At 54.4% G+C, this 19962-nt stretch carries 17 protein-coding genes; 10 read left to right on the plus strand and 7 right to left on the minus strand.

The window, feature by feature from the left end:
• Window positions 1-67 precede the first annotated feature (67 nt).
• The 4 genes from bioB to bioD are packed head-to-tail and all read left to right on the plus strand — an operon-like array spanning window position 68 to window position 3713.
• Window positions 68-1108 (plus strand): biotin synthase BioB, encoded by a 1041-nt coding sequence (gene bioB / locus M1D91_RS07420; protein ID WP_437430947.1) that lies wholly within the window; start codon window positions 68-70, stop codon window positions 1106-1108.
• Window positions 1105-2262 (plus strand): 8-amino-7-oxononanoate synthase, encoded by a 1158-nt coding sequence (gene bioF / locus M1D91_RS07425; protein ID WP_437430948.1) that lies wholly within the window; start codon window positions 1105-1107, stop codon window positions 2260-2262. The genes bioB and bioF overlap by 4 nt, the downstream gene beginning before the upstream one ends.
• Window positions 2246-2998, plus strand: a complete 753-nt coding sequence (gene bioC, locus M1D91_RS07430) for a malonyl-ACP O-methyltransferase BioC (RefSeq protein WP_437430949.1) — start codon at window positions 2246-2248, stop codon at window positions 2996-2998. Before bioF ends, bioC begins: the two co-directional genes overlap by 17 nt.
• Window positions 2991-3713, plus strand: coding sequence for a dethiobiotin synthase (gene bioD, locus M1D91_RS07435; protein ID WP_437430950.1), 723 nt, complete (start codon window positions 2991-2993; stop codon window positions 3711-3713). The genes bioC and bioD overlap by 8 nt, the downstream gene beginning before the upstream one ends.
• Here bioD and M1D91_RS07440 read toward each other — a convergent pair.
• The gene (locus M1D91_RS07440; protein WP_437430951.1) at window positions 3655-4377 is read right to left on the minus strand and encodes an ABC transporter ATP-binding protein; all 723 of its coding nucleotides are present in this window, start codon (window positions 4375-4377) and stop codon (window positions 3655-3657) included. The genes bioD and M1D91_RS07440 overlap by 59 nt on opposite strands.
• Window positions 4378-5127: 750 nt before the next feature.
• On the opposite strand from M1D91_RS07440, the gene uvrB reads away from it, so the two are divergent.
• On the plus strand, window positions 5128-7149 hold the full coding sequence (uvrB, locus tag M1D91_RS07445) for an excinuclease ABC subunit UvrB (RefSeq protein ID WP_437430952.1): 2022 nt from the start codon (window positions 5128-5130) through the stop codon (window positions 7147-7149).
• Between the two features lie 172 nt (window positions 7150-7321).
• Here the strand turns inward: uvrB and pmrB are convergent, their stop codons facing one another.
• From pmrB to yeiP, 4 genes are all read right to left on the minus strand, one after another.
• The gene (gene pmrB, locus M1D91_RS07450; RefSeq protein ID WP_437431031.1) at window positions 7322-8389 is read right to left on the minus strand and encodes a two-component system sensor histidine kinase PmrB; all 1068 of its coding nucleotides are present in this window, start codon (window positions 8387-8389) and stop codon (window positions 7322-7324) included.
• Window positions 8390-8430: 41 nt separating this feature from the next.
• The gene (gene pmrA, locus M1D91_RS07455; protein WP_437430953.1) at window positions 8431-9093 is read right to left on the minus strand and encodes a two-component system response regulator PmrA; all 663 of its coding nucleotides are present in this window, start codon (window positions 9091-9093) and stop codon (window positions 8431-8433) included.
• Window positions 9090-10733 carry a phosphoethanolamine transferase EptA gene (gene eptA, locus M1D91_RS07460; protein ID WP_437430954.1) on the minus strand — a complete coding sequence of 548 codons (1644 nt, stop codon included), beginning with the start codon at window positions 10731-10733 and terminating at the stop codon, window positions 9090-9092. Before eptA ends, pmrA begins: the two co-directional genes overlap by 4 nt.
• Before the next feature lie 234 nt (window positions 10734-10967).
• Entirely contained in the window at window positions 10968-11540 is a 573-nt protein-coding gene (gene yeiP / locus M1D91_RS07465) for an elongation factor P-like protein YeiP (RefSeq protein ID WP_437430955.1), read from the minus strand.
• A gap of 220 nt (window positions 11541-11760) precedes the next feature.
• On the opposite strand from yeiP, the gene M1D91_RS07470 reads away from it, so the two are divergent.
• The gene (locus M1D91_RS07470; RefSeq protein WP_437430956.1) at window positions 11761-12015 is read left to right on the plus strand and encodes a YkgJ family cysteine cluster protein; all 255 of its coding nucleotides are present in this window, start codon (window positions 11761-11763) and stop codon (window positions 12013-12015) included.
• On the opposite strand, the gene M1D91_RS07475 is transcribed toward M1D91_RS07470, so the two are convergent.
• Both M1D91_RS07475 and M1D91_RS07480 read right to left on the minus strand, forming a co-directional pair.
• Complete coding sequence (locus tag M1D91_RS07475; RefSeq protein ID WP_437430957.1) at window positions 11984-13072, minus strand: bifunctional transcriptional activator/DNA repair enzyme AdaA; 1089 nt, start codon at window positions 13070-13072, stop codon at window positions 11984-11986. The genes M1D91_RS07470 and M1D91_RS07475 overlap by 32 nt on opposite strands.
• Window positions 13059-13832, minus strand: coding sequence for an isocitrate lyase/PEP mutase family protein (locus M1D91_RS07480; RefSeq protein ID WP_437430958.1), 774 nt, complete (start codon window positions 13830-13832; stop codon window positions 13059-13061). Before M1D91_RS07480 ends, M1D91_RS07475 begins: the two co-directional genes overlap by 14 nt.
• 385 nt (window positions 13833-14217) lie before the next feature.
• Here M1D91_RS07480 and fruB point away from each other — a divergent pair, with 385 nt between their 5' ends.
• The 4 genes from fruB to M1D91_RS07500 all read left to right on the plus strand — a co-directional run bounded on the left by fruB (window position 14218) and on the right by M1D91_RS07500 (window position 19735).
• Entirely contained in the window at window positions 14218-15348 is a 1131-nt protein-coding gene (gene fruB, locus M1D91_RS07485; RefSeq protein WP_437430959.1) for a fused PTS fructose transporter subunit IIA/HPr protein, read from the plus strand.
• A complete protein-coding gene (fruK, locus tag M1D91_RS07490; protein WP_437430960.1) occupies window positions 15348-16286 on the plus strand; it encodes a 1-phosphofructokinase in 939 nt (312 codons plus the stop codon). The genes fruB and fruK overlap by 1 nt, the downstream gene beginning before the upstream one ends.
• A gap of 15 nt (window positions 16287-16301) precedes the next feature.
• Window positions 16302-17990 (plus strand): PTS fructose transporter subunit IIBC, encoded by a 1689-nt coding sequence (gene fruA / locus M1D91_RS07495; RefSeq protein ID WP_437430961.1) that lies wholly within the window; start codon window positions 16302-16304, stop codon window positions 17988-17990.
• A gap of 635 nt (window positions 17991-18625) precedes the next feature.
• Window positions 18626-19735 (plus strand): fimbrial protein, encoded by a 1110-nt coding sequence (locus M1D91_RS07500; RefSeq protein ID WP_437430962.1) that lies wholly within the window; start codon window positions 18626-18628, stop codon window positions 19733-19735.
• The last annotated feature ends 227 nt before the right edge of the window (window positions 19736-19962 follow it).

The following is a 19962-nucleotide window of genomic DNA, read 5'->3' on the forward strand; positions in this document are numbered from 1 at the left end:
TTGAAAACATTTAGGTTTACGAGTATAACCCGAATCGAATTTTTACAACACCCTTTGGAGACGCCCTATGGCTCACCACGCACGCTGGACACTGTCGCAGGTCACTGAGCTTTTTGATAAACCTCTCCTTGAACTGCTGTTCGAGGCCCAAATCGTGCATCGTCAGCACTTCGATCCGCGCCAGGTGCAGGTCAGTACGCTGTTGTCGATCAAAACCGGCGCATGCCCGGAAGATTGCAAATATTGCCCGCAAAGTGCGCGCTATAAAACCGGGCTGGAAGCCGAGCGCCTGATGGAAGTGGAGCAGGTGCTGGACTCTGCCCGCAAAGCGAAAAACGCCGGATCGACCCGTTTTTGTATGGGCGCGGCCTGGAAAAACCCTCACGATCGCGATATGCCCTACCTTGAGCAGATGGTTGAAGGGGTCAAAGCAATGGGGCTTGAGGCCTGCATGACCCTTGGCACGCTCAGCGACAGTCAGGCTCAGCGTCTGGCCACGGCGGGGCTGGATTACTACAACCACAACCTCGATACCTCGCCGGAGTTTTACGGCAACATCATCACCACCCGCACGTACCAGGAGCGTCTTGATACCCTCGGTAAAGTGCGGGATGCCGGCATCAAAGTGTGTTCTGGTGGGATTGTCGGGCTGGGAGAAACGGTGAAAGACCGCGCCGGACTTCTGCTGCAACTGGCGAATCTGCCGACCCCGCCGGAGAGCGTACCCATTAACATGCTGGTGAAAGTTAAGGGGACGCCGCTTGCGGATACCGATGACGTTGATGCCTTTGAATTTATCCGCACCATTGCTGTGGCCCGTATCATGATGCCGACCTCCTTCGTGCGTCTCTCAGCCGGGCGTGAGCAGATGAACGAGCAAACCCAGGCGATGTGCTTTATGGCCGGAGCAAACTCCATTTTCTACGGCTGCAAACTGCTGACTACACCCAATCCGGAGGAAGACAAAGACGTGCAGTTGTTCCGCAAACTGGGGCTTAACCCGCAGCAGACGGATGTACAGGCCGGAGATAACGAGCAGCAGCAACATCTGGAACAGCAACTGCTGCATGCTGACACTGAGCAGTTCTATAACGCGGCCGCCCTGTGAGCTGGCAGCAACGTATCGACGAGGCTAACCGAGCCCGTCGCGTGAATGACGCGTTTCGAACGCGCCACTGCGTCGGGCAGGGCGCAGGGCGCTGGCTGATTCAGGAGGCACACCGCTACCTCAATTTCTCCAGTAATGATTATCTGGGACTCAGCCAGCACCCGGCGCTGATTCGCGCCTGGCAACAGGGCGCTGAACGCTACGGCGTGGGCAGTGGCGGATCGGGTCACGTCAGTGGCTATACCGCTGCTCATCGCGAGCTCGAAGAGGCGCTGGCGGAGTGGCTCGGCTACCCGCGGGCACTGCTGTTTATCTCCGGTTTTGCCGCCAATCAGGCCGTGATTACGGCTCTGATGGCTAAAGATGATCGGATCCTGGCCGACCGGCTCAGTCACGCATCGTTACTGGAGGCTGCCGATCGCAGTCCCGCCCGGTTACGCCGGTTTCACCATAACGACACCGCCCACCTTGCCACGCTGCTGCAAAAGCCTGTTGCCGGAGAGCAACTGGTGGTGACTGAGGGTATTTTCAGCATGGACGGCGATGCGGCCCCACTCGCCGATCTTTACGCCCTGACGCGCAGCGCCGGGGGCTGGCTGATGGTTGATGATGCGCACGGCATTGGCGTGTGGGGTGAGGCCGGACGCGGCAGCTGTCATGCCCGACAGGTCATGCCCGATATCCTGGTCGTCACCTTTGGTAAGGGCATGGGCGTGAGCGGAGCGGCCGTGCTCTGCCGTGAACCGGTAGCCGATTATTTATTGCAGTTCGCCCGCCACCTGATTTACAGCACCTCAATGCCGCCTGCTCAGGCGGTGGCGCTTCTGGCGTCGCTCAACGTCATCCGCAGTGCAGAAGGCGATGCGCGACGCGAAAAGCTTGCTGAACGGGTTGCCCAGTTTCGCGCTGGCGCATCGTCGCTGGGGTTAACGATAAGCGGATCGCAGAGTGCCATTCAGCCGTTAAGGGTGGGTGAAAACAGCCGCGCGCTCATGCTGGCCGGCGCCCTGCGCGATCGCGGATGTTGGGTCACGGCCATCCGACCGCCGACGGTGCCCGCGGGGACCGCCCGTCTGCGCCTTACACTTACTGCGGCCCATGAAGCCGCAGATATCACGCAGTTGCTGGAGGTGCTGAATGACGCCAGTCAATAAGCAGGCCGTGGCCCGTGCCTTCGGGCGGGCGGCGCAACACTACCGGCAACACGACGACGTGCAGCGCCAGAGCACTGAACTGCTGCTCTCCCGTCTGGGCAACATTCCGGTTCGCAATGTACTGGATGCCGGATGCGGCCCCGGTTCGACAGGGCACTACTGGCGACGTCTGGGGGCGCAGGTCACCGCGTTCGATCTCAGCGTGCCCATGCTGGATGAAGCCCGTCAGCAGCAAACGGCACACCATTACGTACAGGGTGATATTGAAGCCATGCCCTTCCCTGACGGGCAGTTTTGCCTTGCCTGGAGCAACCTGGCTGTGCAGTGGTGCAATTCGCTGCGTCAGGCGGTAAACGAGCTCTGCCGGGTGGTTCGTCCGGGCGGGTATGTGGCCTTTACCACCCTCGCGCACGGCTCGCTACCGGAGCTGAACCAGGCGTGGCGGGCGGTAGATGGTCTGCCTCATGCTAATCGCTTTATGGCTATTGAGCAGATCCATGCCGCGCTTGCAGGGCGGCGTTATCAGGCCGGTGTGGAAACTCTCACCCTGCATTTTGATGAGGTGACGCAGGCGATGCGTTCGCTCAAAGGCATTGGGGCAACCCATCTTCATGCCGGACGTCGTTCAGGATTAACGCGGGGAGGGTTACAGCAGCTGCGGCAGGCCTGGCCACAGCAGGGCGGCGGCTACCCGCTCAGTTATCAACTATTTTGGGGAGTTATCAGCCGTGACTGAACGTTATTTTGTCACCGGAACAGACACTGAGGTCGGGAAAACGGTCGCCAGTTGTGCCTTGCTACAGGCGGCGAAAAAGCAGGGATGGCGCACCGCAGGGTACAAACCCGTTGCCTCGGGCAGTGAGCTGACCCCCGCGGGACTGCGTAACGGCGATGCACTCGCACTCTTGCGCAACAGCACACTGTCGCTCTCATATGAGGAGGTAAACCCCTGGACGTTCGCCGAGCCAACCTCACCACATATTGCCAGCGCGGCGACGGGCAAACCAATAATACCCGCAGCTCTTTCAGCCGGGCTGCGCCATCTGGAACAGCAGGCAGAGTGGGTGCTGGTCGAGGGGGCAGGGGGCTGGTTTACGCCACTGAGCGATGCTTACACTTTTGCAGACTGGGTAGTGGCCGAGCAGTTGCCGGTCATTCTTGTGGTGGGGGTAAAGCTTGGGTGTATTAACCACGCGATGCTGACCGCACTGGCGATTGAACAGGCGGGCTTAACGCTGGCAGGGTGGATTGCCAATGATGTCCAGCCGCCGGGGCGTCGTCACCCGGAGTATATCGCAACGCTGCGGCGCGTGATTAAAGCGCCTCTGATCGGGGAGATCCCCTGGCTTTCTCACGCGCCGGATGAGGCAAATAACGGTCATTATCTCGATCTCAGCGTACTGACTCCGGCGTCATCCAGTGGGACAGGACCTCTTCATTCAGTTGACTGACATCCCCCTGGGCAACATTGCGCCCCCTGTGTAGCAGGCAGAACCGGTCCGCCACGCGGCGGATAAAACCAAGGTGCTGCTCAGCCAGCAGGACGGTCATACCGACATCCTGATTCAGACGCACGATAAAATTACCGAGCTTATGAATAAACGCCTGCCCCATGCCCCGTGTAGGTTCATCAAGAATGAGCAAGCGCGGGCGGTTCACCATCGCCCGCGCCATCGCCAGTTGATACTGATTCTCCTCCGATAATACCGCCACTTTTTCCTGACGAAAGGCGTACAGCTCGGGAAAGAGGTCGTAGACCTCACTGCTCACAGCCTGACGGGGCGTCGCGCCCGCCAGCAGGGCGATGTGCAGGTTCTCTTCCACTGTGAGCTGCGAAAAAATGCGCCTGTCCTGAGGCACATAACCTATCCCCATAGCGCTACGGTGCGCCGCCTGCAGTGCCAGCAGATCTTTCGGAGGGCCGCTGGCATCCTGCCAGACCATGCTGCCACTCTCTACGGGCAGGAAACCCGTTATACAGTTAAATAACGTTGTTTTGCCCATACCTGGCAGGCCAATCACGGAGGTACAGCTACCGGTCACCAGATCAAGGTCGAGGTTCCACAACGTATGCTGATCACCGTAATACTGATTTACCGAACGTAAATGCAACATAACCTGCTCCTGTTGTTGCGTTAAGGTGGAGTAATAGGTGCAAAACGCTTGCCAACGCGCCAAAGCGTGGCTGTTTTCAGAGTCCGCTGATGAATTGCCCCGCACTGCACCGGTTCAGGAAAATAGGGCGTTATTGGCTGCACGTTGCCAGTGCTGCAGATGATGGTTATTGGTGCAGCAAATGAGAGAAATGTGAGAACGTTCGCAGGATATTTTGCCGTTTCGTCAACAGTCGTCATGCAAAAATAAGTGATAAAAAATTTTTACTGACGGCTGAAAAGGAGTTGTTAACATTTTGTGGGCTGGCTGTGGATGTGGCCTGGAATGAGTTATCCACTATTCCTGTGGATAACCTTGTGTATTAGAGTTAGAAAAAGTGCGACAAGCGAGTAAACACGCGGCTTGCGCCTGAATTGATGCGAAACGCGGCTTTTTATATAAAATGATAAATTTCAACGGGTTATATAAAAGCAATGGTTGTAAAAAAAGTGTCACCCGCTGCCACAAAACTTTCATCACCTTACTTGACAAATGTTAAAAAAGGAAATGTTCTGGGGATAACCTGTTTCGTCAGGCGTTTTATGCCATCCGGCCACCGTTTTACGGTGAACAACACAAGCTGTTCCCTGCGCTAGTCCAGATTTGGCATATTGCTACTGTTTTTTCATCCAGTATTAATGACTGGCATTTCCCGCCACGGTGAGTAAAATTACTAACCTGCCCGCTCATTCCTTCATCAGGTAGCTGTCCATGAGTAAACCGTTAAAATTGCATTCCGCTTTTCGCCCTTCCGGCGATCAGCCTGAGGCTATCCGTCGCCTGAAAGAGGGCCTGGAAGATGGGCTGGCCCATCAGACGCTGCTGGGCGTGACGGGGTCGGGTAAAACCTTTACCGTCGCCAATGTGATTGCTGACCTGCAACGCCCGACGATGGTGCTGGCGCCCAACAAAACGCTGGCTGCCCAGCTCTATGGCGAAATGAAAGAGTTCTTCCCGGAAAACGCGGTGGAGTACTTCGTCTCCTATTACGATTACTACCAGCCGGAAGCCTATGTGCCAAGTTCGGATACCTTTATTGAAAAGGATGCCTCGGTAAACGAGCACATAGAGCAGATGCGTCTGTCTGCGACCAAAGCATTGCTGGAGCGGCGCGATGTGGTTGTGGTGGCCTCTGTCTCAGCGATTTATGGTCTGGGTGACCCGGATTTGTATCTCAAGATGATGCTGCATCTCACTAACGGGATGATCATCGATCAGCGCGCCATTCTGCGTCGCCTGGCAGAGCTGCAATATACCCGTAACGATCAGGCTTTCCAGCGCGGCACCTTTCGGGTACGCGGCGAAGTCATTGATATTTTCCCTGCGGAGTCTGACGACATCGCCCTGCGGGTGGAGTTGTTTGATGAGGAGGTTGAACGGTTATCCCTGTTTGACCCGCTGACCGGGCATGTGGAGTCCGTGATCCCGCGGTTTACCGTTTACCCGAAGACGCACTATGTCACCCCGCGCGAACGCATTGTTCAGGCTATGGAAGAGATCAAAGGCGAACTGGCAGTACGGCGTAAGACGTTGATGGATAATAACAAGCTGTTGGAAGAACAGCGTATTACGCAGCGAACCCAGTTCGATCTGGAGATGATGAACGAACTTGGCTACTGTTCTGGCATCGAAAACTACTCGCGTTATCTCTCCGGGCGTGGGCCGGGTGAGGCACCGCCAACGCTGTTTGACTATCTTCCGGCTGATGGTTTGCTGGTGATTGATGAATCCCACGTAACCATTCCACAAATTGGCGGCATGTTTAAAGGCGACAGGGCGCGTAAAGAGACGCTGGTCGAATACGGTTTCCGCTTACCTTCAGCGCTGGATAACCGCCCATTGCGTTTTGAGGAGTTTGAAGCTCTCGCCCCCCAGACGATTTATGTGTCAGCCACTCCCGGCAAATATGAGCTGGAAAAATCGGGTGATGAGGTCATCGATCAGGTGGTGCGTCCAACAGGACTGCTCGATCCGGTTATTGAGGTACGCCCGGTTGCAACCCAGGTAGACGATCTTCTTTCTGAAATCCGTAAGCGCTCCACCATCAACGAGCGCGTGCTGGTGACGACCCTGACCAAACGGATGGCGGAAGATCTGACCGAATACCTTGAAGAGCATGGGGAGAAGGTGCGTTATCTCCATTCTGATATCGACACCGTCGAGCGTATGGAAATTATTCGTGACCTGCGCCTTGGGGAGTTCGATGTGCTCGTCGGCATCAACCTGCTGCGTGAAGGTCTGGATATGCCTGAAGTGTCGCTGGTGGCGATTCTGGATGCCGATAAAGAGGGCTTTCTGCGTTCAGAGCGCTCACTGATTCAGACCATCGGTCGTGCCGCGCGAAACATCAACGGTAAAGCGATTCTGTATGGCGACAAAATCACCCCCTCTATGGCAAAAGCCATTGGCGAAACGGAGCGTCGTCGTGAGAAACAGCAAAAGTACAATGAAGAACACGGTATTACCCCGCAGGGCCTGAATAAGAAAGTGGTGGATATTCTGAGCCTCGGGGAGAACCTGGCGAAAACCCGGGCCAAAGGGCGTGGCAAGTCACGCACGCCTGCGCAGGCGGAGGCAGCAGAGATGGCGCTGTCGCCGAAAGCCTTGCAGCAGAAAATACAGGAGCTCGAAGGGATGATGATGCAGCATGCGCAGAATCTGGAATTTGAGGAGGCGGCAAAATGCCGCGACAAGCTCCATCAGCTAAGAGAGCTGTTTATCGCAGTGTCATAACGGGAGGCCCGTCACAACGTGGTGAACGGGCCTTAATGTTCGCTTAATGTTGTTCCGGTACTCTCCCTGCCACTACCCCGGAGGGTCCCTATGCAAAAAGAAAACGTCTATCAGTTTCTCGCCATTGCGCTCTCATTGGCGATTGTGATTGCCTTCAGCCACAGCTGGGTGCTCAGTTACTGAACCCCGTCTGGCGTGATACCGGTTTGAATTTGACCCATGCCCGCACGCCGGGCGTGGTTGTTTTGTTCTGCAGGAAAAACTGAGCATCGTGCAGACGGGCAATGCGCGTCACGATACTCAACCCCAGTCCCGCGCCATCGTACCGGCTGTCCATACGCACAAACGCTTTGCTTAACTCTCCGCTACGAGATTCGTCGATGCCCGGGCCATCATCTTCAACCGCCAGAACAGGCTCGTCGCTGCTATCGATGCAAATACGAATAGTCGAGCCGGTGGGGCTGTAACGATGGGCGTTTTCCACCAGGTTTCTCACCAGCACTCGCAACAAGGTGACATCGCCGGCGACCGCCACATCCTGATTGCTTTGCGGCAGTAACAGCGTCTGCCCCCGCTCGGCCAGCATCGCATCCAGTTGCCCCCATACGGGCAGCACCACGTCGGTCATTAACATTACCTGCTGATAACTTCCCGCTGAGAAAGACTGCCCCACACGGGCGAGCTGCAGTAACTGCGCGATGTTTTCGGTCATCTGGTCGAGGCGCTGGATAAGCGGCGCAACGTTAAGATTGTGCGTTCTGGACATTAACTCCAGATGCAAACGTAAGCCTGCCAGCGGAGTGCGAAGCTCGTGAGCGACGTCGGCAGTAAAAAGTCTTTCACGATCCAGCGTCAGCGTTAAACGTTCTACCAGCTGATTAATAGCCGACTGCACGACTTCCACTTCCGGCACCGCATTATTCAGTACAATGGGTTGGAGGTTATCCGGCGTGCGGGCGTCGAGCTCCCGCTGCAATTCCGCGAGCGGGCGCAGGATCATTTTGACGGCCTGTAAACACAACAACAGCGCAAGGCCAATAATCAGCAGGCTCGGCACCAGTAAACTGGCTACGGCTTCATGCACCTCATGCCGGATGTGCCGGTGGTTGTTTTGGTTATGTACCGCGCTTTCTACCAGCAGCTGAATCTGCTCTTTGCTCTCGTGCCAGAGCCAGAACACGCTGACAAGCTGGCAGAACAGCAGAATGATGCCGATGGTCAGTACCAGACGGCGGCGCATGGACCAGCCTTTTACCGTGAATTTCACCCTGTACTATCCTGTCACTCTGCGTTAACCAGCATGTAGCCATAACCGCGAACGGTGCGGATACGAGCTTTGCCAATTTTGTCGCGTAGGTTATGGATATGAACTTCAAGCGTATTGGTTGCCGGTTCGTTATCCCAGTTATAAATGTCATTATAAAGAATTTCGCGGTGCACCGGGCTGCCTGCTTTCAGCATCAGCCGGGAGAGCAGGGCATACTCTTTTGGCGTCAGTTCAATCTGCTGGCCAGCCCGCCATGCCTGACGCCGCGTAACGTTCAGGGTTAAATCACCGTTGATGATTTCGTTGTCAGCCTGGTTGTTATGACGGCGCAGTAACGCCCGAATGCGCGCGTTGAGTTCTTCCAGTGCGAAGGGTTTGACAAGGTAATCGTCGGCACCGGTATCCAGACCGGTGATGCGATCACCCAGCGTATCGCGGGCGGTCAGGATCAGGACCGGCAGAGTAAACTTCTCCCGGCGGATACGCTGTAAAAAGTGCAGGCCATCTTCGTCCGGCAGGCCTAAATCGAGCACCATCAGGCTGTAATGTCCGGTGGTCAGACTGAGTCCTGCCTCATGGGCTGTAGATACCCCATCACAGGCGTAACCTTCGCTTTGCATGGCCAGCAGCAGTCCCTGTAGCAGCAGGGCATCATCTTCTACCACCAGAATTTTCATTTTTGCTCTCCACGGCAGGCGGTCAAAATATCATCCTGTGCCCGGTATTCTTTGGTTTCAACGCCGGTTAATCCCAGCATGGTTGAAAACAGATTATCCTGCGACACCTTTTTCTGCTGCGCTTCTTTTTGCAGGCAGGTACTGCTCACACCGTAGCGGTGCTGATAATCGTCAGATAGCCAGATTAAAAAAGGCACATGTTTTTGGCTCGCCGGGGCAATGGAGTAGGGCAGACCGTGCAGGTAGACGCCATTCTCCCCCAGAGATTCACCATGATCGGAGAGATAAACCAGGCTTGTGGTAAATCTGTCCTGCTTGCTTTGTAATAATTTAATGACCTTATCAACAATATAATCCACATACAGGATGGTATTGTCATAGGTATTCACTAACTGCTCCCGGGAACAGGTCTGGATTTGGTTGGTGTCGCAGGTTGGTGTGAATTTACGGAACGATGCAGGGTAGCGGTTATAATAGGTCGGCCCGTGGCTACCAATTGTATGTATTACAATAACGCCGTCCTGTTGGAGATTATTAATATACTCCTCAAGCTGGTGGAACAGCACCTCATCCAGACACTCACCCTCAATACACTGGCCCGGCAATTTCAATGCCGTCATATCCTGGTGTGGGACGCGATCGCAGGCACCTTTACAGCCGCCGTCATTTTCATTCCATAACACCTGAAGACCGGCACGCTGAATGATATCCAGAAGGCCTTCCTGGTGGTGGGCTAACTGTTCGTTATAACTGGCTCTTGGCATGCCTGAAAACATACAGGGTACCGAGATGGCCGTAGCGGTTCCACAGGAGGTAGTGTCGGGAAAATAGACCACGTTATCCTGCTTAAGCAACGGATTCGTTTCCCGCGTATAGCCGCCAAGGGAAAAATCATCTGCACGGGAGGTTTCACCCAGCACCAGAATAGTCAGGTTTTTCCGCGGGCCGTGCTGCATGGCCGGGTTTTGTCTGGCATCTTCACCGATGCGCACCAGTGGCAGATTTGCCATACGGTTATGCGTATACCAGGAGAGCGATGCCGCAATACTGTTCGACGGATTCAGGGATTTCACCAGCTCCTTATTGTTGCGAAACAACGAGGCGTAATCTTTATAGAAAACCAGGGCGACCAGGATTATCAACAATGCGGAGAGAACAATATTAAGGGTTCGCACTGTTATACCGCGCCAGAAAGAGCGGGCCGGTTTACTTTTCACCCACCAGGCTATCGCGACTGGCACAAAGGCGGAAAAGAAAAGCACCATCACCATCCGCAATGAGAGAAGGGCAAAACTCTCAGCCGGCGTAGTATCAAGAATATTGGTTATCATTGAGCGGTCGATAATCACGCCAAAGCTCAGGATGAAATATTGCGCCGCCGCACTGAGGATAATAAACAGACTTATCACCATGCGCTCTAACCGTAAAAAAGAGGCCAGTGACAGCACAATATTTATCACGCTGAAAGCCACTACCGGCATGGATAAAAAGACCAGCGTGTTGTGCAGCGAATTGACCGGCAAAAGCGTAAACGCCTGGTGATAAAAAGCGATATTTAAGAGTAGTGAAATATAGAGCGCAAAAAAGATAATCAACTGCAGACGGCTTAACGCTGGCCGGCGAAGCGTGAGTCCAGACATGGCGGCACTTCCTGGGAGAACATGCGGTCATGGTAGGCGGCGATGTTTAAGACAACCTTAAGAAATTAAGATTACGGGAAAAGCCACGCCGCTGCGAGAGAGGCACAAGGGCTGGCGAAACGGCGAGTGCTGATAAAAAAAATCCGGAAACGGGTAAGCGTTTCCGGACAGGAGTAGGTATAAACCGCCTGACGGATGCTGAACGGACAGTGCAGTCGTCAGGATCAGCAGAGGTTAGTCGGCGCGACCCATATAACGTTTTTCTTCGATATGGATACGAATTTTTTCCCCGGCGGAGAGATACTCAGGCACCTGAACCACCAGGCCAGTGGTCAGGGTTGCAGGTTTGTTACGCGCGCTGGCGGAGGCGCCTTTGATGCCCGGCGCCGTATCCACGATTTCGAGATCCACCGTCTGTGGCAGTTCGAGTGCGAGCAACTGACCATCCCAGGTCAGAACCTGCATGTCCGGCATGCCGCCTTCAGGAATGAATTGTAACTCTTCTTCAATCTGATCTTTGGTGAAGATATACGGAGTGTAATCTTCTTTATCCATGAACACATATTCGTTGCCGTCGATGTAAGAGAAATCGACATAACGGCGGGTCAGCGTCACGGTATCGACGATATCATCGCCTTTAAAACGCTCTTCTACCTTAAGCCCGGTGCGAACATCAGCAAAGCGCATTTTGTAGAGCGTCGCAGCACCACGGGCGCTGGGTGCCTGAATATCAATATCTTTTACAATCAGCAGTTTGCCGTTGTAATTCAGCACCATACCTTTTTTAATCTCGTTCGCTCTTGGCATCGCGTAAATCCTGTAAATTTAAAAGAGAGAAAATATCGCGACAAATTACTCGGGAGGGCCTTTCCAGGCAAGCGGAATCGCTGAGTTTTGCGTTTCGCACCGTGGACTTCAGACGTGCGGACCCCTCGATACAACGGCCAGTGGTCTTTCTTGCGAATTAGCTAGGGTAACGGGGATGAAAATGGTAGCCTGGTGGTTTACTGGTTAAAGAGTTGTCATTATGGAATGCCGCCCGGATTGCGGGGCCTGCTGTATCGCCCCCTCTGTATCAAGCCCGATCCCCGGCATGCCGCACGGCAAGCCGGCAAATACCCGCTGCGTTCAGCTGGCGGACGACTTCACCTGCAAGATTTTCACTTCGCCTTTGCGCCCGAAAGTGTGTTCCGGGCTGCAGCCGAGTCCTGATATGTGCTTCAGCCGCCGGGAAGAGGCGCTGACCTTTCTCATTGACCTGGAAGTGGCAACGGCACCTTAACCGCCGCAGACGATGTCAGCGCCTCCTCGTGCTCTAGCAGCCATTTTTTACGTGCAATGCCACCGCCATACCCGGTCAAGCCGCCAGCTTTGCCGGAAATCCGGTGGCAGGGGATGATAATGGCGATGCGATTCGCCCCTGTTGCACTGGCGACGGCGCGAACAGCATCCGGCCTTCCCGTTTTTGCGGCCAGCAGGGCGTAATGAGCCGTCTCGCCGTAGCCAACCTGCCGCAGCGCCTGCCAGACAGCCTGCTGAAAGGGCGTCCCGGGGATATCCAGGGGCACGGTAAAATGGGTGCGTGTCCCGCAAAAATACGCTTCGATCTCTTTTATGGCCTGCTGCGTATGCGCATTCTCTCCTGCCAGAATGCGGGCCTGATATACCCGTTGCAGAGCGTCGATTTCCCTCTTAAGCATTTTGCGGTCGGTGAACTCAAGCAGGCAGACCCCCTTATCGGTGGCGCAGACCACCATCGGCCCCAGCGGTGTGGTAAAGCGCTGCATAAGGATGACGCTGACCACCCCGGTGGGTGCTGCGCCGGTCAACTTTTTAAAGGTATAGCCGAAGCCGCTCAGGGAGTCATAGCCACTGTCAAACGCGGTTTCAGTGGCCGTACGTCCCGATTTCAGCGACAGCAGGGCATCATTGACCCGTTGCATACGCTGATAGGCCTGAAACGTCATACCCTGATGTTTACGAAACCAGCGCCGCAGGGCTTCCGGGCTTATCTGATGCTCACGCAAAACCCTATCACTGATTTTCATTCCGGCATGGTGACGCAGTAAGGCCAGCGCTTTTTCCACTTCTTGTGGCGGGCTGGCGGCGTTTTCCGTGGGGCGGCACACTTTACAGGGACGAAAGCCCGCCTCCTGTGCCGATCTCATCGTCGAATAAAACTGTACATTTTCACGCCTGGGTTTGCGCGCACGGCAGGTGGCGATACAAAAAACGCCGGTTGTCCTGACGCCAACAAAAAAGATACCGGCATAGTCCGGCGCGCGTTCAAGCAGCGCCTGGTACCAGGTATCACAGGTCGCCTCGTCATTCACCTGCATGGGCAAACACCGCCTCAAAAGATTGGTCATTCAGAATAGAGGAAAACAGACGGTGCGACGATGCCTGCGCGTGTTGGTGGATAACATTTCCCATCGAGATACGCTTAACGCCCAGCGCTTTTAGCGTGGTGAAATCGGCAAGCGCTGGCATGCACATGACATTAAGCGGCAGGGGAACGGCCTGCACGATGGCTGAAATTGCCTCCGGTTCCGTCAGGCCAGGGACGAAGAGACCATCAGCGCCGTGCTCAGCATACAGCATGCCTCTGGCGAGGGTCTTTTCACAGGCGTTTTCAAGACCCAACAAAAAAGTATCCGTGCGCACATTAATGAACAGCGGCAAGCCCCTGCGCGCCAGTTGCTGACGACAGGCGCGCAGAAGTAAGGCAAATTCCGTTGCGTCCTGTAATGTCCGCTCCCCTTGCCGGACCAGACTGTCCTCCAGATTGATACCGGCAACGCCCGCTTCAGCAAGCGTAAGCACATTCTTCACAATTTCTTCTGAGTTCGCACCGTAGCCATACTCCATGTCCACGGTGAGCGGGAGCGTGCAGCAGGCGAGCAGTCGTTGCACCAGATGGTGCAGTTCAGAGAAGGAGAGTCCCTCTCCGTCGGGATAACCGTAGATATCGGCAAGGGCGGCACTTGAGGTGCCCACTGCGTTAAAGCCGGCATACTGCGCGGCTTTCGCACTCGCCACATCCCAGACGTTGGCAATAAGCAAGGGGGTGGATCGGGCATGTAATTCCGTAAAATTCATTTTGAAGCTCCTGAGTCGACGAGCCATGACGATATAAAGCGTGCTCTCTCCTCACAACCGAAAAACAGACAGGTATTTTTTTGCCTGGCGTGCCTCACGTTTATTCCTTTCCCCTCAACCGTCAGCTTCAGCCTGAAGCTGACGTTAGCTGAAACATCAGCAAAAGGGCGGTCAGCTTTGTTCAGCAAAAAATTTACGTTCGGGGATAAAATGTGCAGTAGATCGAAATTTTGCGATTGAAAATGAGACTTTTCTTGCGTGCTGACGCGGAAAGGTCAAAACTTCGCGAAACGTTTCAGCGTCATCTTGGTTTACACACAGTTCAGGGTGGCGCATTATTTCTCAAGTTAGCTGAAACGATTCAGTTCAGCAGGAGAGGACCCACATGTTCCAGTTATCCGTTCAGGACATCCATCCGGGCCAGCAGGCCGGGAATAAAGAAGAGGCGATTCGTCAGATTGCCGCCGCTCTGGCAGAAGCAGGCAACGTAGCCGGGGGTTACGTTGAGGGCATGCTGGCGCGCGAGCAGCAGACCTCTACCTTCCTTGGCAATGGCATTGCCATTCCACATGGCACGACGGACACCCGCGACCAGGTGCTGAAAACCGGCGTGAAAGTCTTTCAGTTTCCGCAGGGCATTCTGTGGGGTGACGGTCAGGTGGCCTACGTGGCGATTGGTATTGCCGCCAGTTCCGACGAACATCTGGGCCTGCTGCGTCAGCTGACGCATGTTCTCAGCGATGACGCCGTCGCCGCACAGCTGCAATCAGCTACCACTGCTGAAGAGCTGCGTGCGCTGCTGATGGGTGAGCAACAAAGCGCCACCCTGAAGCTGGACAACGACACGCTCTCCCTTGACGTGGTCGCCAGTGACCTGGTGACGCTGCAGGCGCTGAACGCCGCGCGTCTTAAAGAAGCTGGCGCGGTCGACGCGGTTTATGTCGCGCGCGCTATCAATGAGCAACCGCTGAACCTGGGCCAGGGCATCTGGCTGAACGACAGCGCACAGGGCAATATGCTGAGCGCCATTGCCGTTAGCCGGGCGACCACCCCCTTCACTGCTGAGGGTGAAACCGTTGCGCTTCTGGTGAGTGTCGCAATGGTCGATGACCAGCCAATAGCAGTGCTGAAACGCCTGAGTGACCTGCTGCAGGCCAACAAAGCCGATCGTCTGCACGCGGCTGATGCCGCCACTTTGCTGGCATTGCTGACCAGTGACGACGCTATTGCTGACGATGTGCTGAACGCTGAATTCGTTGTGCGTAATGAGCATGGCCTGCACGCGCGTCCTGGCACCATGCTGGTGAACACCATCAAACAATTTAACTGTGACGTGACCGTGACCAACCTCGATGGTTCCGGCAAACCGGCCAACGGACGCAGCCTGATGAAAGTCGTAGCGCTGGGCGTGAAGAAGGGCCATCGCCTGCGTTTCACCGCGCAGGGTGAAGATGCGGAACTGGCGCTGAAAGCGATTGGCGACGCCATCGCCGCGGGCCTTGGGGAGGGAGCGTAATGAGCAGACGTGTTGCCACAATTACGCTTAATCCGGCTTACGACCTGGTAGGATTCACTCCGGAAATTGAACGTGGTGAAGTCAACCTCGTTCGCACCACCGGGCTGCACGCCGCCGGTAAAGGCATCAACGTAGCCAAAGTGCTGAAAGATTTAGGTATTGACGTCACCGTTGGCGGTTTCCTCGGGAAAGACAACCAGGACGGCTTTCAGCAGCTCTTCAGCGAGCTGGGCATTGCTAACCGTTTCCAGGTAGTGCAGGGCCGTACCCGTATTAACGTAAAACTGACTGAAAAAGACAGTGAAGTGACCGATTTTAACTTCTCTGGCTTTGAAGTGACGCCGGCAGACTGGGAACGCTTTGTTGCGGACTCCCTGAGCTGGCTGGGGCAGTTCGACATGGTCTGCGTGAGCGGCAGTTTGCCATCGGGTGTAAGCCCGGAAGCCTTCACCGACTGGATGACCCGTCTGCGCAGCCAGTGCCCGTGCATTATCTTTGACAGCAGCCGTGACGCGCTGGTCGCAGGACTGAAAGCCGCGCCGTGGCTGGTGAAACCGAACCGCCGTGAACTTGAAATCTGGGCGGGACGTAAATTACCGGATCTGCAGGATGTCATCGAAGCGGCGCATGCGCTTCGTGAACAAGGCATTGCCCATGTGGTGATTTCACTGGGCGCGGAAGGGGCGTTGTGGGTTAACGCTTCTGGCGAATGGATCGCCAAACCGCCGTCAATGGAAGTGGTAAGCACCGTTGGCGCAGGGGATTCGATGGTTGGCGGTCTGATTTATGGTCTGTTGATGCGAGAGTCCAGTGAACATACGTTGCGCCTGGCCACGGCGGTTGCAGCACTGGCAGTGAGTCAGAGCAACGTTGGTATTACCGATCGTACCCAGTTAGCCGCGATGATGGCGCGTGTTGACTTAAAACCCTTTAACTAACAGCAGGAGAGCATAATGAAAACGCTGCTGATAATTGATTCTGAACTCGGTCAGGCGCGTGCATACATGGCGAAAAGCCTGTTGGGCGCAGCCGCACAAAAAGCAAATTTGCAGTTTATCGACAACCCTGGTGAAGCGGATTTAGCCATTGTTCTGGGCTCACGCGTCCCTGCTGACGCTGCTCTGACGGGCAAAAAAGTCTGGCTGGGCGATATCAACCGTGCGGTGGCACACCCGGAGCTGTTTTTAAGCGAAGCGAAAAATCACGCTTCCCTTTACACGGCACCGGCGACCGCCCCCGCGACGGCCAGTGCGGGTCCGAAACGTATCGTGGCGGTCACTGCCTGCCCGACAGGTGTGGCTCACACCTTTATGGCTGCTGAAGCCATCGAAACCGAAGCGAAAAAACGCGGCTGGTGGGTGAAAGTAGAAACCCGTGGTTCCGTGGGCGCAGGCAATGCTATCACCCCGGAAGAGGTGGCAGAGGCGGATTTAGTGATTGTGGCCGCAGACATCGAAGTGGATCTGGCGAAATTTGCCGGTAAACCGATGTACCGCACCACAACAGGTCTTGCGTTGAAGAAAACGGCGCAGGAACTGGATAAAGCCCAGGCTGAAGCCAGACCTTACCAGCCGAGTGGCGGCGCGCAGGCGGGCAATGGTGAGAGTAAGAAAGAGAGCGCAGGCGCTTATCGTCACCTGTTGACCGGTGTCTCCTACATGCTGCCAATGGTGGTGGCGGGTGGTCTGTTAATCGCGCTCTCCTTCGCCTTTGGTATCGAAGCGTTCAAAGTGGAAGGTACTCTTGCCGCTGCACTGATGAAAATCGGTGGTGGTTCAGCCTTTGCACTGATGGTTCCGGTACTGGCGGGCTTTATCGCCTTTTCCATCGCTGACCGTCCTGGCCTGACGCCGGGTCTCATCGGCGGGATGTTGGCGGTGAGCACGGGCTCTGGTTTTATCGGCGGTATCATCGCTGGTTTCCTTGCAGGTTATCTGGCGAAAGGCATCAGCAAAGGGCTGAAGTTGCCACCGAGCATGGAAGCCCTTAAGCCAATCCTGATAATCCCGCTGGTTTCCAGCTTGGTCGTCGGTCTGGCAATGATCTACCTGATTGGTACGCCGGTTGCGAAAATCCTTGCGGGCCTGACCACATGGCTGCAGGGCATGGGCACCGCGAACGCCGTTCTGCTGGGCGCAATCCTCGGTGGCATGATGTGTACTGATATGGGTGGACCGGTGAACAAAGCGGCATACGCCTTTGGCGTCGGCCTGCTGAGTACCCAGACTTATGCGCCGATGGCCGCCATCATGGCAGCAGGTATGGTGCCACCGCTGGCGATGGGTCTGGCGACGATGGTTGCCCGTAAGAAGTTCGACAAAGGGCAGCAGGAAGGGGGTAAAGCTGCGCTGGTTCTCGGCCTGTGCTTCATCTCTGAAGGTGCGATTCCGTTCGCGGCGCGTGACCCTATGCGTGTGCTGCCATGCTGCATCGCCGGTGGCGCGTTGACGGGTGCTATCTCTATGGCGATTGGCGCTAAACTGATGGCGCCGCACGGCGGTCTGTTTGTGCTGCTGATCCCGGGCGCAATCACGCCGGTGCTGGGTTACCTGTTCGCTATCGTGGCGGGCACCCTGGTGGCTGGTCTGGCCTACGCCTTCCTGAAACGTCCGGAAACCGAAGCGGTTGCCAAAGTCGCATAAGCGTATTTATGAGTTCAAAAGGCCGATTCGTTCGGCCTTTTTTATTGCCTCAGTTCCGCACGCTTATGCATCTGTTTTTATCCGTGCCTTCCTCCGTTCTGCTTTTTCTACCGATATCCGTCCTGGTGGCATTTAACACCCGCTATTTTTCATACTTGATGATAAAAGAGGGCGACAGATTAAGTTGTCATGGCGATGTATTGAAATTTTCCTGAGGCATTACTTTATTGACACAATTAACTGTGACGGCGGAGGAGTAACCATTAATTCCGTTTCAGGGATGCAATAAAGTTCTGTTTAAGTGGCTTGTGTTATTACTGCGCTGGTTTTAATGATAGGTGTAATATGAATCATTCATTATAAATATAATAAAGAAATAAAGAATTCATAGGGGTTATGAAAAATAAAGACAATCAAAGCGGCGCATCATTTTTATAAAGTGTACGCTGGCGCTGAGAGGCGGATCCAGCGCTGTCTTGCCCCTAAAATGCTTATTTACATTACAGAGACTTCTAACAAATCAGGCGTTCATGGTAGGATTCGGGGCGTGACAGGAGGGTGCCTGCACCATTTTTTACCCATTAATCCATGCATTGTTATTCCCTTCTCCATTAACAACAACGATAAGGATTTCTATGTTGTGTTACCTTAAAGTATTTCCGTTAATGTTACTTTCGCTTATTTTTTTTGGCACTTGCGCATATGCAGGGTGTGGGTTTAACCAGACAGCTGAATATACGGCTAATGCGACAAGAAATTTCACTGTTCCTTTTGTGGCAAATACGACGATATCCGTGCCACCAGGTACGGCAATCGGGCAGGTTATTTATCAACAAGAAATTCAAATTAAAAATTTCGAGCCCGTACAAATTAAATGTGACAGTGCCGATAATTTCTTTTTTAGCTACACCTACGGTGTGCTGCCGCTGCCAGTATCGACAACGGATTCAAATATTTATGAAACAGGGGTGGCGGGAATAGGAATTAAATTTACTGTTAATTCCGCCGTCAATGTTCCCTACCTCTCTACCAGCATCAGTCACTGTGCGCATAGTCTAAGCTGTGTGCCTACCACAAGCTGGTACTATCCCGTGCAATTTGCCCTTGTCAAAACCGCAAATACCGTCGCTGCTGGTATGATTTCCGCCAACAATCTCCCCTCGATCCTTTTCAATCTGGGGCAAAAAAACAGTATGGTAACCCTGCACAATGTTAAGTTGACCGGGGGAATTACCGTAACGGTGCCGACCTGCGATGTGACTCCCGCCAGTGGCTCTATGAGTATTAAGATGGGTGTACATGATGTCGATGCCTTTTCCGGTATCGGCACGGGAACGGAGTGGAAGGACGCCAGTATTATGCTTATGAACTGTGCCCGCTTTTACGGCACGACCAGCGCCTCCATCGCCAGCTTTAATGGTTCAACAAACACCTCAATGGGGACGCTGGCTAACAATGAGTGGGCCCTTACGTTAGCCCCCCACAGCGCCATTATCAATGCCACACAAGGGATAATGGATATAGACAATGATCCCCTGCGGGCGACCGGGATCGGCATACAGCTTTCAACCAGCAGCAGTACAAGTGGGGTGGTCGATCTCTCTCAGGCGGTAAAGGGGGCATTACCTAAAGATGGCAGCCCGAACGTGACTATCCCTTTGTTTGCACGCTATGTTCAGACTCAAAATAACCTTTCTGCGGGCACCGCCAACGGAAAACTGGTTTATACCGTCACCTATCAGTAGCTAAGCGTACCAGCACAGCGCTACACCATTTTTTATCGAGGCCGCTTTTGCGGCCTTTTTCATTGTTTATTTGACATATATCGCAACTTTAAACGCTATCCATTGAGAATGGCTAAATAATTGTGACCGCCTTCATATCTGTAAACCCAGGATCGTTTTGCACGCTTTACTTTAAACAAAACCCACTTACTATGAACACATGTTTGAAGATAAACATGTGCTCTAAT

It is taken from the genome of Enterobacter sp. SA197 (assembly GCF_054131575.1).